Source organism: Anaeromyxobacter diazotrophicus, from assembly GCF_013340205.1.
GTDB classification, from domain to species: domain Bacteria; phylum Myxococcota; class Myxococcia; order Myxococcales; family Anaeromyxobacteraceae; genus Anaeromyxobacter_A; species Anaeromyxobacter_A diazotrophicus.
Genome location: NZ_BJTG01000003.1, coordinates 415,116 through 431,927, shown reverse-complemented (window position 1 = coordinate 431,927; position 16,812 = coordinate 415,116). Strand labels below are relative to the sequence as shown.

Annotated in this window: 12 protein-coding genes; 6 read left to right on the top strand and 6 right to left on the bottom strand. The window is 73.3% G+C overall.

All coding sequences use genetic code 11. The features are described from left to right. Positions 1-39: 39 nt before the first annotated feature. On the top strand, positions 40-1,626 hold the full coding sequence (locus HWY08_RS07930) for a sodium:solute symporter family transporter (protein ID WP_176064308.1): 1,587 nt from the start codon (positions 40-42) through the stop codon (positions 1,624-1,626). A 63-nt stretch (positions 1,627-1,689) separates the two neighbouring features. Here HWY08_RS07930 and HWY08_RS07925 read toward each other — a convergent pair whose 3' ends face one another. Continuing rightward, positions 1,690-2,760: an aminoglycoside phosphotransferase family protein gene (locus HWY08_RS07925; protein WP_176064307.1), complete on the bottom strand. Its 1,071-nt coding sequence runs from the start codon at positions 2,758-2,760 to the stop codon at positions 1,690-1,692. A gap of 38 nt (positions 2,761-2,798) precedes the next feature. Between HWY08_RS07925 and HWY08_RS07920 the strand changes: the two genes are divergently transcribed. Further along, positions 2,799-4,181 (top strand): pyridoxal-phosphate dependent enzyme, encoded by a 1,383-nt coding sequence (locus HWY08_RS07920; RefSeq protein ID WP_176064306.1) that lies wholly within the window; start codon positions 2,799-2,801, stop codon positions 4,179-4,181. Positions 4,182-4,188: 7 nt separating this feature from the next. Beyond that, positions 4,189-5,358 (top strand): cystathionine gamma-synthase, encoded by a 1,170-nt coding sequence (locus HWY08_RS07915; RefSeq protein ID WP_176064305.1) that lies wholly within the window; start codon positions 4,189-4,191, stop codon positions 5,356-5,358. A gap of 104 nt (positions 5,359-5,462) precedes the next feature. Here HWY08_RS07915 and HWY08_RS07910 read toward each other — a convergent pair whose 3' ends face one another. Together HWY08_RS07910 and HWY08_RS07905 are read right to left on the bottom strand one after the other, a co-directional pair. Further along, positions 5,463-5,654 (bottom strand): hypothetical protein, encoded by a 192-nt coding sequence (locus HWY08_RS07910; protein WP_176064304.1) that lies wholly within the window; start codon positions 5,652-5,654, stop codon positions 5,463-5,465. A 4-nt stretch (positions 5,655-5,658) separates the two neighbouring features. Further along, positions 5,659-7,137: an MDR family MFS transporter gene (locus tag HWY08_RS07905; RefSeq protein ID WP_176064303.1), complete on the bottom strand. Its 1,479-nt coding sequence runs from the start codon at positions 7,135-7,137 to the stop codon at positions 5,659-5,661. An 86-nt stretch (positions 7,138-7,223) separates the two neighbouring features. Between HWY08_RS07905 and HWY08_RS07900 the strand changes: the two genes are divergently transcribed. Next, a complete protein-coding gene (locus HWY08_RS07900; RefSeq protein WP_371869305.1) occupies positions 7,224-9,278 on the top strand; it encodes a hypothetical protein in 2,055 nt (684 codons plus the stop codon). Between the two features lie 592 nt (positions 9,279-9,870). Further along, the gene (locus tag HWY08_RS07895; RefSeq protein ID WP_176064302.1) at positions 9,871-10,989 is read left to right on the top strand and encodes an HNH endonuclease; all 1,119 of its coding nucleotides are present in this window, start codon (positions 9,871-9,873) and stop codon (positions 10,987-10,989) included. Between the two features lie 79 nt (positions 10,990-11,068). On the opposite strand, the gene HWY08_RS07890 is transcribed toward HWY08_RS07895, so the two are convergent. Next, positions 11,069-12,376 carry a flavin monoamine oxidase family protein gene (locus HWY08_RS07890; RefSeq protein WP_176064301.1) on the bottom strand — a complete coding sequence of 436 codons (1,308 nt, stop codon included), beginning with the start codon at positions 12,374-12,376 and terminating at the stop codon, positions 11,069-11,071. Positions 12,377-12,426: 50 nt separating this feature from the next. Here HWY08_RS07890 and HWY08_RS07885 point away from each other — a divergent pair, with 50 nt between their 5' ends. After that, entirely contained in the window at positions 12,427-13,485 is a 1,059-nt protein-coding gene (locus HWY08_RS07885; protein WP_176064300.1) for an NADH:flavin oxidoreductase/NADH oxidase, read from the top strand. Between the two features lie 5 nt (positions 13,486-13,490). Here the strand turns inward: HWY08_RS07885 and HWY08_RS07880 are convergent, their stop codons facing one another. Both HWY08_RS07880 and HWY08_RS07875 read right to left on the bottom strand, forming a co-directional pair. Then, positions 13,491-14,108 carry an outer membrane beta-barrel protein gene (locus HWY08_RS07880; RefSeq protein ID WP_176064299.1) on the bottom strand — a complete coding sequence of 206 codons (618 nt, stop codon included), beginning with the start codon at positions 14,106-14,108 and terminating at the stop codon, positions 13,491-13,493. Positions 14,109-14,220: 112 nt separating this feature from the next. After that, positions 14,221-16,614, bottom strand: a complete 2,394-nt coding sequence (locus HWY08_RS07875; RefSeq protein WP_176064298.1) for a nitric-oxide reductase large subunit — start codon at positions 16,612-16,614, stop codon at positions 14,221-14,223. Positions 16,615-16,812: the final 198 nt, after the last annotated feature.

The following is a 16,812-nucleotide window of genomic DNA, read 5'->3' as shown; positions in this document are numbered from 1 at the left end:
TCACCGCTCACCCCCTCGTACCTAGAGAGGTCTCCCACGATGCTGACTTCCGCACGGCAGCTCCTCGATCTCGCCGCCCAGGCCGCCGACTACAAGCTCGGCGAGCGCAACAACACCGCCCTCCTCTTCTTCTTCATCATCGTCGCCATCACCCTCGTCATCACCTACTGGGCCGCCAAGAAGACCAAGACCTCGAGCGAGTTCTACGCGGCCGGCCGCAGCGTGTCCGCGGCGCAGAACGGCCTCGCCCTGGCCGGCGACTACATGTCCGCCGCCAGCTTCCTCGGCATCTCCGGCATGGTGGCGATGAAGGGCTACGACGGCATGGTGTACGCCACCGGCTGGCTCGTCGGCTGGCCCGCGCTCATGTTCCTCGTCGCCGAGCCGCTCCGGAACCTCGGCAAGTTCACCTTCGCCGACGTGGTGGCGTTCCGCCTCCGCCAGACGCCGGTGCGCATCGCCTCCGCCATCGGCGGCATCCTGACCGTGCTCTTCTACACGATCGCCCAGATGGTCGGCTCCGGTAACCTCATCAAGCTCATGTTCGGCATCCCGTACCTGTGGGCCGAGATCATCGTCGGCGTGGTCATGCTCGCCTACGTGCTCTTCGGCGGCATGCTCGCCACCACCTGGGTGCAGATCATCAAGGCCTGCCTCCTCCTCTTCGGCGTCAGCCTCCTCACCGTGCTGGTGCTGGTGAAGGTGGGCGCCCCGACCGACCTCTACGCCAAGGTGGCGCACGAGTACGGCCAGAAGATGCTGGAGCCGGGCGCGCTGGCGAAGAACCCGCTGGAGGCGGTCTCGCTCGGCCTCGCCCTCATGCTGGGCCTCCTCGGCCTGCCGCACATCCTGATGCGCTTCTACACGGTGCCGGACGCGAAGGCGGCCCGGAAGAGCGTGCTCTACGCGACCGGCCTCATCGGCTACTTCTACATCATCATCCCGATCGTCGGCTTCGGCGCGGCGGTGCTGATCCCGGGCGGCCAGGCCGCCATCAAGGCCATCGACGCCGGCGGCAACATGGCGGCGCCGGTGCTGGCCCTCACGCTCGGCGGCACGCCCTTCCTCGGCTTCATCGCCGCGGTCGCGTTCGCCACCATCCTGGCCGTGGTCGCCGGCCTCACGCTCGCCGGCGCGTCCGCCTACTCGCACGACATCTACGTGAACGTGATCAAGAAGGGCAAGGCGACGGAGGAGGAGCAGATGCACGCCGCCAAGCGTGCCACCATCGTCTTCGGCATCTTCGCGGTGGGCCTCGGCATCCTCTTCAAGGGCCAGAACGTCGCGTTCATGGTGGGCCTCGCCTTCTCGATCGCGGCCAGCGCCAACTTCCCGGCGCTCTTCATGTCGATCGTGTGGAAGCGCTTCTCCACCCAGGGCGCGGTGGCGGCCATGCTGACCGGCGCGTTCCTCTCGGTCGGCATGATCCTGCTCAGCCCGACGGTGTGGGTCGACGTCTTCCACAACGCCTCGGCGATCATCCCGCTCAAGAACCCGTGCGTCATCTCGATGACCGCCTCGTTCATCGTGGGCATCGTCGTCTCGCTCCTCTCCCCGGACCCGCTGGCCCAGGCCAAGTTCGAGGACGAGAAGCTGCGGACCTACCTCGGCGTCGGCGCCGAGTAGCCCTCCGCACGAGGTCTCCCGCGGGGAGGTGGGGCCGCGCGCCCCGCCTCCCCGCGGTCCTTTTCAGGGGGCGAGCTCCGGCACGTGGCGCGCCAGCACCTCCTGCAGCGGCGCCAGGTCGGGGCGGCGCGCGAAGGCGTCCCGCACGTAGCGCAGCGAGGCGGGGATGGAGACCAGGAACCCGGGGTTCTTCTTCACGCGGTCGATGAAGACGAAGCGCCCCGCGTCCTTGAGCTTGCGCTGCACGGTGAGGAGGTCGAAGACCTCGCGGAACGGACCGTACGCGAGGCGCGGGCCGCCGTGGGCGGCGAGCTGGTCGAGGTAGCGGCGCAGCATCGCCTCCACCAGCGCGTCCGGCAGCTCGACGTAGCTGTCGCGGAGCAGCGCCACCAGGTCGTACTGGCGGGGGCCGAGCAGCGCGTCCTGGAAGTCGATGACCGCCTGCGCGCCGCCGGGCAGCACCATGAGGTTCCGGGACTGGTAGTCGCGGTGGGTGAAGCCCTTCGGCTCCGCCGCCAGGGCCGCGGAGATCCGGTCGAACTCGCGGTCGACGAGCTCCCGCTCGGCGGGGGAGAGCCGCGCCCCCTTCCAGGCCTCGAGCAGCCACTCGCGGAAGTGGTCCAGCTCCCAGCGGTAGAGGTCCTGCTCGAAGCCGCGGGTGAACGCGACCGAGCCGCCCGGGGCGCGCTCGGCGGCGGCGCGCAGGCGGGCCAGCTGGTCGATGGCGGCCTCGTACAGGGGGCGCGGGGCGTCCCCGGCGAGGAGCCGCGTCTCGAGCATCTCGTCCCCGAGGTCCTCGAGCACCATGAGGCCGCCGCGCGGGTCGTCCTCGTAGAACGCCACGACGGCGGGCACCCGCACGCCCAGGCCGGCGAGGTACCGCTGCACGTCCACGAACGGCTCGACCGCCGGCCGGCCGCCCTCCGTCACCTCCTCCGGCCTGGCGTCGGGCGGCATCACCATGACGACGTGCGACGCCGGCCGCCCCCCGCCGGGCGCGTACGCGCCCACGCGCCAGTAGCTGCGGGCGGAGGCGTGCCCCGCCAGGCGCCGCACCGGGGCCGCGGCCACGTCCTCGCCGGTGGCGCGGGAGACCGCCCGCCGGACGCGTTCCTCGATGACCGGATCGTTCATTTGACACTCCGTTCCGCGCACGCCTATACGGACGGCGCATGCCCTACCACGAGAACGTCCTCTCCGCGATCGGCCACACCCCGCTCGTCCGCCTCAACAAGGTGGTCGGCCCCGACGACGCGACCGTGCTGGTCAAGCTCGAGTACCTGAACCCGGGCGGCTCCATCAAGGACCGGATGGCGGTCCACATCATCGAGAAGGCCGAGCGCGAGGGGTTGCTCAAGAAGGGCAGCACCATCGTCGAGAACACGAGCGGCAACACCGGGGTGGGGGTGGCGCTGGCGGCGGCGGTGAAGGGGTACCGCTGCATCTTCACCATGCCGGACAAGATGTCGAAGGAGAAGCAGGACACCCTCAAGGCGTTCGGCGCGCAGGTGGTGGTCACGCCCACGAGCGTCCCGGCCGACTCGCCGGAGAGCTACTACTCGGTCGCGAAGCGCATCGCCGCCGAGACGCCCAACAGCTTCTACCTGAACCAGTACCACAACCGGGACAACGTCGAGGCGCACTACCGGCTCACCGGCCCGGAGATCTGGGAGCAGACGGGCGGGCGGTTCGACGCCTTCGTGGCCGGCATCGGCACCGGCGGCACGATGAGCGGCTGCGGCCGCTTCTTCAAGGAGCAGAACCCCAAGATCCTGAACGTGGGCGCCGACCCGGTGGGCTCCGTCTACTACTCCATGTTCAAGACCGGCAAGCTCTCCGAGCCCCACGGCTACAAGGTGGAGGGGGTCGGCGAGGACATGATGTGCGGCGCGATGGATCTCGCCGTCATGGACGACGTCCGCCAGTTCGACGACCGGCAGGCCTTCGCCATGGCCCGGCGGCTGGCGCGCGAGGAGGGGCTCTTCGCGGGCGGCAGCTCCGGCGCGGCGGTGCACGTGGCGCTGCAGCTGGCGCGCGAGCTCGGCAAGGGCAAGGTGATCGTGGTGCCGCTGCCGGACGGCGGGCGCGCCTACATCTCCAAGTTCTACTCGGACGAGTGGATGCGCGACAACGGCTTCCCGGTCGGGAACGGCGGCGAGGGGGTCGGCACCGCCACCGTGCGCGACGTGCTGGGCGGCCGCCGCGGCGAGGTCATCAGCGCGCGCAAGACCGACAAGGTCGAGGCGGTGGTGAAGAAGATGAAGGACCACGACATCTCCCAGATGCCGGTGGTCGACCCCGAGGGCCGCTGCATCGGGATGATCCACGAGTACGACCTGCTCAACTTCCTCATCGAGGGCAAGCACCGGCTCTCCGAGGTGGTCGAGCCCCTGGTGCAGCCGCTCGAGGGCGTGGTCGGCCCGGACACCGCGGTCGGCCGGCTGCGCGACATCTTCAACGACGACCACGTGGCGGTGGTGAAGGAGGGCGATCGGGTGACCGGCATCGTCACCAAGATCGACCTCATCGAGTTCCTCGGCGAGAAGCTCCGGTAGAGGCCCCATGACCGACGATCGCAAGCTCGGGTTCGAGACGCTGGCCATCCACGCCGGGCAGCGGCCCGACCCCACCACCGGCGCGGTGATGACGCCGGTCTACCTCACCTCGACCTACGCGCAGCGCGCGCCGGGCGAGCACCAGGGGTACGAGTACTCGCGCACGCAGAACCCCACCCGCGACGCGCTGCAGGGGTGCCTGGCGGCGCTCGAGGGCGCCCGGCACGCGCTCGCCTTCGCCTCCGGGCTGGCGGCCACCGACGCCCTGCTCCACCTGCTCCAGGCGGGCGACCACGTCCTCGCCTCGGACGACGTCTACGGCGGCACCTTCCGCAGCCTGGACAAGGTCTGGAAGCGGCACGGGATCGAGCTCACCCAGGTCGACATGAGCGACCCGCGCAACGTGGAGCGCGGGCTGCGCAAGAACACGCGCCTGGTCTGGATCGAGAGCCCGACCAACCCCATGCTCAAGATCGTCGACCTGCGCGCGGTGGCGACCCTCGCCCGCGCGCACGGCGCCTGGACGGTGGTCGACAACACCTTCGCCACCCCCTTCTTCCAGCGCCCGCTCGAGCTCGGCATCGACCTCGTCACCCACTCCACCACCAAGTACCTGAACGGCCACTCCGACGTGGTGGGCGGCGCGATCATGACGAGCGACGAGGCGCTCCACGACCGGCTCAAGTTCCTGCAGAACGCGGTCGGCGCGGTGCCCGGGCCGTTCGACAGCTTCCTCGTGCTGCGCGGCCTCAAGACCCTGCACGTGCGCATGGAGCGCCACGCCCAGAACGCGCTCGCGCTGGCGCGCTTCCTCGAGCAGCACCCGCAGGTGGAGAAGGTCACCTACCCCGGGCTCCCGTCGCACCCGCAGCACGCGCTGGCGGCGCGGCAGATGAAGGGCTCCGGCGGGATGCTGACGTTCGTCATCCGCGGCGGGCTCCCCGCGGCACGGGCCTTCCTGTCCAGCCTGAAGCTCTTCGCGCTCGCCGAGTCGCTCGGAGGCGTGGAGAGCCTCATCGAGCACCCCGCCATCATGACCCACGCCTCGGTCCCCAAGGAGGCGCGCGAGCAGCTCGGCATCGCCGACGGGTTCATCCGCGTCTCCTGCGGGATCGAGCACGTCGACGATCTGATCGCCGACCTCGAACGCGGGTTCGCGGCGGCCCGGCGCGGCTGAACCGGCGATCCCGGACGCACGAAACGGCGCGCCCGCCCGCATCCCAGGATGCGCGGCGGGCGCCGTCTTCTCCGGCTGCGCGTGGGCTCCCGGAGGGCGGCGCGCTACTCCTCGTCCAGCTTCGGCTGCGGGCCGGGGATGATATCCGCGATGTCGGGGTCGACGCCGGGCGGCGGCTTGGGCCGGTCCTTCGCAGCGTCCTTGCGCGCGTTGCGCTCGTCGCGCTTCTCGCGCTGCTTCTGCTGGCGAGCCAGCTCCTTCTGTCGCTTGAGCGAGCCTGGATTCCGAGGTGGCATCGCTTCAGGATAACCGAGGTCGGCCCGCGGCGGCACTTTCGTTGGAGGTGGAGGGCTCGGCCGGCTGGAGCCGCAGGCCGGGGAACGCCAGGCTGACCCCGAAGGCGGCGAAGGCGACCGCGCAGATGGTCCAGAAGATGTGCCCCATCCCCGCCTGCAGCGCGGCGGCGAGGCCGCGCGCCAGCGCCGGATCCAGCACCGCCCGCTCGGGGCCGAGGAGCCGCTCGACCTCGGCCGCCGGCGCGCCGCTGCGGGCCAGCGTCGCCGCCAGCACCCCGCCGAGCAGCCCCACCGCCAGGGTCCCGCCGATGGTGCGGAAGAACATCGTGCTGGCGGTCGCGACGCCGCGCCGGTTCCAGGGCACGCTCGACTGGACCGCGATGACGAGCGGCGTGTTGGCGAAGCCGAGCCCGAGCCCGTAGGCGGCGGTGACGGCCCGCAGCGCGCCGACCTCCGCCCCCGGCCGGAGGAGGAGCGCCAGGGCGGTCGCGGAGAGCGCGGTGAGCAGGAGCCCGCCGCGGATGAGGACCCGGTAGCCGAGGCGCGGCAGGAGGCGCCCGGAGAGCGCCGAGGCGATGGGCCAGCCGATGGCCATGGGGGCGATGGCGCTGCCGGCGGCGGTGGGGGAGGCCCCGAGCACGCTCTGCACGTAGAGCGGCACGTAGGTGACCATCGCGATCATGGCCGCCCCCACCAGCGCGCCGCTCGCCGACGCGACCGCCAGGATGCGCTCGGCGAAGAGGTCGAGCGGGAGGAGCGGCTCCTTCGCGCGCCGCTCCACGAAGAGGAAGAGCCCGAGCGCCACGGCCGCCGACGGGACCGCCACCAGGGCGGCCTCGCGCGAGCGCGCCGCGGCGAGCGCCCCCAGCACGGCGGCGGTGAGGAGCGCCGCGCCGGCCAGGTCGAGCCGGTGCTCGTGGCGCTCGACCCGCTCGTGGTAGGCGACGGTCAGCACGGCGGCGCTGGCGAGCCCGAGCGGCAGGTTCACGTAGAAGACCCAGCGCCAGGACAGGTAGTGCACGAGCGCGCCGCCGAGGAGCGGGCCGAGCAGGCCGGCCAGCCCCCACACCGCCCCGAAGATGCCCTGCCAGCGGGCGCGCTCGCGGACCGTGAAGAGGTCGCCGACGATGGTGAGGCCGATGGGCTGGATGGCGCCGGCGCCGAGGCCCTGCACCGCGCGGAAGGCGATGAGGAGCTCCATCGACCGCGCCTGGCCGCACGCCAGGGAGCCGGCGAGGAAGAGCGCCAGGCCCACCAGCATGACGGGCTTGCGGCCCCGCAGATCGGCCAGCTTGCCGTAGATGGGCACCGTCACCGTGGCGGTGAGCATGTAGGCGGCGAAGGCCCAGGCGTAGAGGTGCAGGCCGCCCAGATCGCCGATGGCGGTCGGCATGGCCGTCGAGACCACCGTCATCTCCATGGCGGCGAGGAACATGCCGAGCAGGAGCGCGACGACCGTGAGGCGGCGGTGGGTGGTCTTCATGGGGCGGGCGTCCTCATGGCGCGCGCGCCGCCCCGGCGTCAAGCCTCGCGACAGGCCCGGTCCGGCGCATTAGAGTTCAGGGCCGCATGCTCACCGCCCTCGTCGCGCTCACGCTCGCCGCTGCCCCCGCTCCCATGACCCCGGCCGATCCCGCCGCCGCCAAGGCGGCCGCCCAGGCCACCGCGGCGCTCGTCGCGAGGCACGGCCCCGGGCAGCGCGCCCGCGTCGAGCGCGGCGTGGCCCAGGTGCTCGCGGCCTGGCGGCCGTCCGACGGCGACGCCGCCGCCCTGCAGGCGTTCCTGGAGGCGCAGTTCGTCTCCGAGCCGGCGGCGCTCGAGGCGCTCCTCGCCCGCTTCGAGCAGTCGCTCGAGGCGCTCGACGGCGGCTTCGTGGAGCAGAACCGGACCCTCTCGCGCTGGGCGGTCCTCGACGTCGGGCCGATGCAGCGGGTCGATCCCCTCCTGCAGGCGTTCGACGCCGGCGCGCACCTCGTGGACGACCTCTTCGACGCGAAGCTCGCCTTCGTGGCGCTCCTCAACTTCCCGCTCACCACGCTCGACGAGCGCCTCCGCGACGGCGCGCGCTGGAGCCGCCGGGAGTGGGCCGAGGTGCGCCTCGCCGGCCGCTTCGCGCGGCGGGTGCCGGCGGCGGTGAACCAGCAGCTCGCCCAGGCCTCGGCCGACGCCGAGATCTACATCGCGGACGACAACGTCTACATGCACCACGTGCTGGTGGGGGGGAAGCGCCTCTTCCCGAAGGGCATGCGCCTCCTCAGCCATTGGAACCTGCGCGACCAGATCAAGGCCGACTACGCCACGCAGGACGGGCTGGCGCGGCAGCGCGCGATCCAGAAGGTGATGGAGCGCATCGTCACCCAGACCATCCCGGCGGCGGTGGTGAACTCGCCGCTCCTCGACTGGGACCCGTACACCAACGCGGTCGCGCCCGCCCCGCGCGACACCATCGAGACCGGCGCGGCCCCGCCGGCCACCGCCGCCGCCGGCCGCGAGCCCGACACGCGCTACGCGCGGCTGCTCGAGACCTTCCGGGCAGCCCGGGCGGCCGACCCGTACTCGCCCATCGCCCCCACCCACATCGCGCGCAAGTTCGAGCTGGAGCGCGAGCTCCCCGAGGCGCGCGTCACGGCGCTGCTGGAGGAGGTGCTCTCCTCGCCGCTCGTGCCGCGCGCGGCGAAGCTCGTCGAGCAGCGCCTCGGGCGCAAGCTCGAGCCGTTCGACGTCTGGTACGACGGCTTCCGGCCGCGGGCGCGCTTCAGCGAGGCGGAGCTCGACCGGATGACGAAGCAGCGCTACCCGACGGTGGCGGCGTTCCAGCAGGACCTGCCGGCCATCCTGGCGAAGCTCGGCTTCGCGCCCGACAAGGCGCGCTTCCTGGCGGAGCACGTGGTGGTGGAGCCGGCCCGCGGCTCCGGGCACGCGCTCGGCGCGGCCAAGCGGAACGACCTCCCGCACCTGCGCACCCGGGTGGGCAAAGACGGGATGGACTACAAGGGCTTCAACATCGCCGTCCACGAGCTCGGCCACAACGTGGAGCAGGTGTTCTCCCTGTACGAGGTCGACCACACGCTGCTCCAGGGCGTGCCGAACACCGCCTTCACCGAGGCGCTCGCCTTCGTCTTCCAGGCGCGCGACCTCGAGGTGCTGGGCCTGCCGCCCCCCGACGCCGAGGCGCGGCGGCTGCTGGCGGTGAACGACCTGTGGATGACCTACGAGATCGCCGGCGTGGCGCTCCTCGACACCGCCGTCTGGCGCTGGATGTACGCCCACCCCCAGACGACGCCCGCCGAGCTGCGCGAGGCCACGCTCGGGCTCGCCAAGGACCTGTGGAATCGCTGGTACGCGCCGGTGTTCGGGGTGCGCGACGTGCCGCTGCTCGCGATCTACTCGCACATGATCTCGAGCTTCCTCTACCTGCCCGACTATCCGATCGGCCACCTCATCGCGGCGCAGATCGAGGAGCACCTCGCCGGCGCGAAGGCGCTCGGCCCCGAGTTCGAGCGCATGGCGAGCTTCGGCTCGGTCACGCCCGACCTGTGGATGGTGCACGCCACCGGGAAGCCGGTGGGCACGGCAGCCCTGCTCGGCGCCGCCGCGCGGGCGCTCGGGCCGGACAAGAGCTGAGGGCGCCGCCTCCCGCGGGTCTCCTCTCTTCTCCCTCGTCGCGGGGAGACGGCCGGGGGGCTGCGCAACCCCGTTCGATGTTCGCGGACATCCTCCCTCGCCCCGCGCAGCGGGGAGAGGGCTGGGGGCCCGCGCAACCCCGTCCGATGTTCGGAGCGGTTGCGCGCGGGCAGTCGGTGTTCGGCAGAGAGGGGCGCGGCAGGTGGGCGGGCGGGGCCGCGGTGGACTGGCGCTCCTGGAAGTTGGGGCGTCGCACGCGAGGCGGGGCCGCGCGTGCGAGACGGCGGGGCGTGGTCCGGCTTACGGGGACTCGCGGCGCACGGTGGTGGGCGAGGCGTCCCGGACGCAACGCAAACGCACTAAGCGTGACTACCAGTTGGGGTTCACGATAAGCCGCGCTTGACGCGAATGCGCGCTCGGCGCGCTCCGCGGGCGCGCCCCTCGCGCGAAGGCCTCTCTCGCAGCGCCAGGCGCCCACCCAGCCACGCACGCGCCCGATGAACCCGTTCTCGACCCGACCACCACTTCCCCGCGCCACGGCGCTACCGCGTGCGCCTGGGGAGGTCGCGAAGACGCGTGAGACACTGTCGGTATGACCGACGCGAAAGACCTCTCCCGCCTCCTCGCCGACCTTCTCCGCCGCGAGCAGCACGCCCTGGCCGACTTCCTCGTCGCCCTCTCGGCGTTTGACCGCGAGCGGCGGTGGCTCGAGCTCGGGTACACGAGCTGCTTCTACTTCCTCCACCGCGAGCTGGGGCTCTCCAAGGGCGCCGCGTTCTACCGCAAGACCGCAGCCGAACTGCTCCAGAGCTACCCGGAGCTCATCGAGCCCCTCCGCGATGGCCGGCTGTGTCTCTCGAACGTGGCCGAGCTGGCGAAGGTCATCACGCCGGAGAACCGGGCCGAGGTCGTGCCGCGCTTCTTCCACGCCTCGAAGCAGGAGGCGAAGGAGGTGGCGGCGGAGCTGCGCCCGGCCGAGGTCGCGCCGCGGCGGGAGGTCGTGACGGCGGTGCGCTGCTCGGCGGCGCGGGCCGCTCCGGAGCTGGTCTCGGCGGCGGTGGCGGCGCCCGCCTCCGCGCCGGCGGCTCCGCAGGCCAAGGCCGTTGATTTCGCTCAAGCAGTTCATCCGGAAAACCAACCCGAACGGGTCGCCGCGCCGTCGCCCGACGAGATCGAACCGCTCACCGCCGAGCTGCGCCGCCTCCACTTCACCGTCTCGAAGCGCTTCCTCGCAAAGCTCGCCGCGGCGCGCGACGCCCTCTCACACAGCCACCCGGGGGCGAGCACCGAGGCGGTGCTGGAGGCGGGCCTCGACCTCCTCCTCGCCGCGAAGGCGAAGCGGAAGGGGCTCGTGGCAAAGCCGCGGGAGACGGCCCCGCGCCTCTCCTCCCGTCCGCGGCACACCCCGGCCGCGGTGAAGCGCGCGGTATGGGCGCGCGACGGCGGTTGCTGCCAGTGGCCCGTCGCATCGGGCGGGGTTTGCGGCTCGACGACGCGGCTCGAGCTCGACCACGTCCTGCCGGTCGCGCGCGGCGGGGAGTCGACGGTCGAGAACCTTCGGGTCGTTTGCCGGGTTCACAACCAGCTCGCGGCGCGCGAGTTCTTCGGAGTCGCCCGGATGGCGCGGTTCGCTGCGAAGGCGCCTCCTCACGCCTCGGCGCCGGCCTGCGCCGGCGGCGGTGGGGGTCGCGAGGCCGGCGACTCGGCCTGAGGATGAGCGCTGGGTCCGCTAAGCGTGAACCCGAGGCGGGGGATCGCACCGCGGCCGTCCTCGGGGCGCCCGGCCGCCCTCACCCCACGAACGTCGCGAGCACCTGCCGCGCCGCGCGCTCGCCGCTCTCGATCGCGCCGTGGACGGTGCCCGCCGCGCCGAGCACCGTCGCCTCGCCGGCCAGGAAGATCGTGCCGTCGATCGGGCGCGCGAGCTCCTCCGGCACCGCGCTCGTGCCGGGTGGGAAGACGGCGTAGCCGCCCCCGGCGAGCGGGTCCTGGGGCCAGTCGACGACCTCGGCGCCGTCGAGCAGGTCCTCGAGCGCCGCCCGCGGCCGGCCGAAGCCGCGCGCCAGCGAGGCGAGCGCGGCGCCGAGGATCGCCCGCGCCGGGCGCCCGGTGAGCCGCGCCGCGTTCGGCCCTCCCGCCCAGCCGACGAGCACCGGCGCCTCGAGCGGCTGGAGCGTCCAGAAGGTCTGCACCGGGAGGGACGGGCCGAGCGCGAAGGCGAGGTCGGGCCAGGGAGGCGTGGCGCCGCCCCGCTCCGCCCAGAACCGGCGGCGGAACCGCAGCAGGATCTTCACCACCGGCCCCATCTCGAGCCGCGCCGCCGCGCGGCGAGCGGCGCGCAGGTCGGGGAGGAACCGGACCGCGCCGGCGGCGAGGAGCCCCGCCGGCAGGGTGCAGACGAGGCGCTCGGCGCGGAGCGCCACCGGCGCACCCGCCGGGCCGCGCGCGCGGAGCTCGACCGCGCCCGGGCGCCAGCGCACCTCGACCGCGCGCGTGGCGAGGCGCAGCTCGGCGCCGCGCTCGACCGCGCGCGCCAGCGGGGCCAGCAGCGCGGCCTGCCCCTCCACGGCGCGGAACGCGCGATCGGCCTCGATCGCCTCCTCGGCGGCGGTCATGGCGCGCAGCGCGGCCCGGCTCTGGCGCCGCGGATCGGCGAGGTAGTAGCCGGTCACGAAGCCGCGGGCGAGCTCGCGCACGAGCCGCGGGGCGCGCCGCGCCTCCGGCCGGGCCAGCACCTCCGAGAACGGCCCCTCCCCGTCGCCCAGCTCGAGCAGCCGCTCCATCCGCGCGAAGGCGCGGTCCGCGGGGCGGAGCCGCCCGCGGTCGAGCGCCACCACCCGCCCGTCGATCTCGCGCAGGGCGACCCGCCCCTCGCGCGCCAGCCGCGCGATCGGCCGCGGCCGGCCGTGTACGAACTCCGCCCCGCCCTCCACGGCCACGCCGAGGCGGGCGTCGCGCCGGGTGTCGACGCGCCCGCCCCAGCGCGGGCGCGCCTCGACCACGGTGACGCGCAGCCCGGCGCGGGCGAGCGCCCGCCCCGCCGCGAGCCCGGCCGCGCCGGCGCCCAGCACGAGGACGGCGCGCGAGGAGGAGCGCATGCGGACAACTTGTGCTTGCGCGCGGGCCGGGGCAGCCGTCAGATCGGGGGATGCTCTTCGACCCGCTCGCCCTCCGCGACGTCACGCTCAGGAACCGCATCGCAGTCTCTCCCATGTGCCAGTACTCGGCGCAGGAGGGCGTGGCGAACGACTGGCACCTCGTCCACCTGGGGAGCCGGGCCGTCGGCGGCGCGGGGCTGGTGATCTTCGAGGCGACGGCGGTCGAGGCGCGCGGGCGCATCTCGCCGGGCGACCTGGGCCTGTGGAACGACGAGCAGATCGCGCCGCTCGCCCGGATCGTCCGCTTCGTCGAGCAGCACGGCGCGGTGGCGTGCCTGCAGCTCGCCCACGCCGGGCGCAAGGCGAGCGTGCGGCCGCCCTGGGAGGCGGGCGGCGCGCCGCTCCCGGTGGGCCAGGGCGGCTGGGAGGTGGTCGCGCCGAGCGCGCTGCCCTTCGCGCCGGGGTACGCCGTGCCGCGGGCGCTCGACGAGGCGGGCATCGCCGGCGTCGTCGAGGCGTTCGCGGCGGCCGCGCGCCGCGCGCGCGAGGCCGGGTTCCGCGCCCTCGAGCTGCACGCGGCGCACGGCTACCTGGCCCACCAGTTCCTCTCGCCGCTCTCGAACCGGCGGGAGGACCGGTGGGGCGGCTCGTTCGAGCACCGGACCCGCCTCACCCGCGAGCTGGTGACCGCCGTGCGTCGGGTCTGGCCGGAGCGGCTGCCGCTCCTCCTCCGCGTCTCCGCCACCGACTGGGCCGAGGGCGGCTGGAGCCCCGACGAGACGGTGGGCCTGGCGCGCGCCGTGAAGGAGCTCGGGGTGGACCTCGTCGACACCTCCTCCGGCGGCCTGGTCGCGACCGCCCAGGTGCCGGCCGGCCCCGGCTACCAGGCGCAGTTCGCGGAGAAGATCCGGCGGGAGGCGGGCGTGGCCACCGGGGCGGTCGGGATGATCACCGCCCCGGAGCAGGCGGAGCACGTGCTGCGCACCGGTCAGGCCGATCTGGTGCTGCTCGCCCGCGAGCTCCTGCGCGACCCGTACTGGCCGCTCCACGCCGCGCCGCGCCTGCGGGCGCAGCCGGCGTGGCCGGTCCAGTACGAGCGCGCGAAGTAGGAGCGCTAGTTGTAGGTGGCCGAGAAGGCGACCGCGGCGCCCCAGGTCGAGATGGTCGGGGCGTTCGTGCCCTGGTCCTTGTTCGACGACCCGAAGAGCTGGGCCGCGACGCCGAGGCCCCAGTCGTCGCTCACCCACCACTCCTTGCCGACCGCGAGCTGCAGCCCGCCGCCCCACTCCGAGTTGCCGTCGACGCCGCTGTTGCGCGTCGAGAGGCGGGTCAAGGCGAGCGTGCCGGACACGTACACGTTGGCCGGCATGAAGTAGTAGGTGAGCTGGGGGCCGATCCCGACGAGCGTCGAGCTCGACAGGCTGGACGCCTGCTGGACGCCGCCCACCGAGACCTTCGGGTCGCTGATGGACATGCCGAACAGGTGACCGGCCAGGATGAGGTTGTCCTGGAGCGCCCCGCCGACGGCCACGCCGAACTCGCCCGCCGCACCGGAGATCTCGAGGTCTCCGCCGGTCTGAGGCTCCTTCTGGTGCATGTAGCCGAGGCCCAGGTCGAGCCTTAGGTAGAAGCCGTCGTGCCGGTGGGACGTCGGCGACTGCACCTGGGCCTGCGCGCCTGCCGCGCCGAGCGCGAGCGCGAGCGCGACGAGGGCCTTCGAGAGGTTTCGCATGCGGTTCCCCGTGGTGTGCGGCGCGAGCCTGTCGCCGCAGCGCTCGCCTGGGCGGCGCGGCGCGCATCATACCCGGACGGGGCGTCCGCCGGCTGCTCCTTTTGCGGGGCCGCTAACGGCGCCCGTCCTCCGGCGCCGCGCGCGCCGCGCCCGGCACCGAGCCACCGCCGAGCTTCACCTCGGTCGAGCCGGCCTCGACGGACCCGCCGCGCTCCAGCGACCAGCCGGTGGCGAGGCCCAGCACGAACCAGCCGAGGACGAGCGCGCCCACCGCGAAGATCGTGTCGCCCGGCACGCGCAGCCAGCGGAGCGTGTCCATGAGCGGGGTCTTCATGAACTCGGCCGACCGCGCCCACCAGGTCCCGACCTCGACCGAGGCCCACGCCTGCATGAGCCCGACCGGCAGCACCGACAGCAGCACCATCAGCGCCAGGCCGCCGTTGATGAGCCAGAACGAGAGCGCCAGCGGCCAGCTCTTCCAGGCCGCCCCGGGGCGCAGCGCGCGCAGGCAGAAGAGCATGAGCCCGATGCCGAGCATGCCGTACACGCCGAAGAGCGCGGTGTGCCCGTGCACGGGGGTCGTGTTGAGCCCCTGCATGTAATAGAGCGCGATGGGCGGGTTGATGAAGAAGCCGAACAGCCCGGCGCCGACCAGGTTCCAGAAGGCGACGGCGACGAAGTAGTAGATGGGCCAGCGGTATGCGGCCAGCCAGTCCTTGGCGCGCGCCAGCCGCACGTTCTGCCACACCTCGAGGCCCACCAGCACGAGCGGGACCACCTCGAACGCGCTGAAGACGGCGCCCAGCGCCAGCACGCCGGAGGGCGTCCCGGAGAAGTACAGGTGGTGGAAGGTCCCGATGATGCCGCCGGCGAGGAAGATGGCGGTCGAGAAGAAGACGGCGGTGGTGGCCTTGTGCACCTCGAGCAGCTTGAGCCGCACGAACAGGAACGCGATCACGACCGTCGCGAAGACCTCGAAGAACCCCTCGACCCACAGGTGCACCACCCACCAGCGCCAGTACTCGACCATGGCCAGGTGGCTGTGCTGCCCGTACATGAGCCCGGCCCCGTAGAACAGCGCGATGGCGACCGCCGACAGGAGGAAGAGGCCGAGCAGCGGCCGGGTGTCGGCGCCGGGCCCCAGCGGCGCGCGGGCCACCGCCGCGGCGGGGGCGGCCTGGTCCGAGTCCATCGAGTCCGCGCCCCGCCGCAGCACCGGCCACAGCGCCCGCGCCATGAGGAAGAGCCAGATGAACAGGCCCGCGAAGAGGAAGATCTGCCAGAACCGGCCGAGGTCCACGTACTCGTAGCCCTGGTGTCCGAACCAGTACCAGGAGTCGCCGCCGAGCCGCTGCTTCACCGAGAGCCACTCCCCCGCGAGCGATCCGACGACGATGACGAGCAGGCACGCGAACAGCACGTTGACCAGCGCGCGCTGCCCCTTGGGCTCGAACCCGCTCACGGCCGGGCCGACGTAGAGGCCCGTCGCCAGCCACGCGGTCGCGATCCAGAAGATCCCGAGCTGGGTGTGCCAGGTCCGCGCGACCGAGTACGGGAGAACGTCCGCGAGCGGGAAGCCGTAGAACCCCGCCCCTTCCACCCCGTAGTGGGCGGTCACCGCGCCGAGCGCGATCTGCACCACGAACAGCGCCGCCACCACCCAGAAGTACTTCACGGTCGCGCGCTGCGAGGGCGTCGGCTCGAGCCCGAAGAGCGGATCGCGCTCGGGCAGCGCGCTGGCCAGCTGGCCGTGCTCCTCCCGCCCGCCCTGGTACCAGACGAGCGCGCCGATCCCGGCCAGCAGCAGCACGAACGACACCACGCTCCACACCAGCGCCTCGCCCGTGGGCCGGTTCCCGATGAGCGGCTCGTGCGGCCAGTTCTGGGTGTAGGTCACCTCCTCGCCCGGGCGCTGGGTCCCCGCCGCCCAGCTCGTCCACCAGAAGAACGCGGCGAGATCCCGCAGCTTGCCCGGGTCCGAGAGGGCGCCCCGCGGGATCGCGTAGGCGTCCTGGCCGTCGCGGAACACCCGCGCGTAGTGCGCGGCGTTGGCGGAGAAGGCCTCCGCCCGCTCGGCGCCGAGCGTCACCTTCCCCGTGCTCGCGTCGTAGGTGTTCGTCCGCATCTGCTCCCGCAGGCGCTCGCGCAGCGCCGCGCGCCGCTCGGGCGCCAGCGCCTCGTAGCTCTTCGCCCCCGCCGCCCGCGCCCAGCCGTCGAGGACGAAGACGCTCTCGCGGTGCAGCCAGTCGGCGCTCCAGTCGGGCGCGACGTAGGCGCCGTGCCCCCAGACCGACCCCACCTCCTCCCCGCCGATCGACTGCCAGGCGTTCTGCCCGCGCCGGATGGCCGCGCCGTCGAGCACCACCTCGCCGCGCGGGCCGACCACCTGCTCCGGGATCGGCGGCGCGGTCGCCTCGATCCGCGGCGCGTAGGCGGCGATCACGGCCAGCCCGCCGGCGGTGACCGCGAGCAGGGCGATCCAGTGAGCTCGATAGGCGTGGAGCATGCGCTTCTCCCGGGTCGGGTGGGCGGCGGTGCAAATCTAGGGTGCCTCCTCCGGCGCGCACACCGGGGGACGACACGACCGCTCGCCGCGCGCCGCCTCCCCTCCCGGCGCCCGGGCGTCCGCCTCCCCGGGCACGGGTCGGTTGCGTGCCTGCGCGCCGCTGGTCTAGGTTCCGCAGGTCTCCGACCCTTCGCCCCC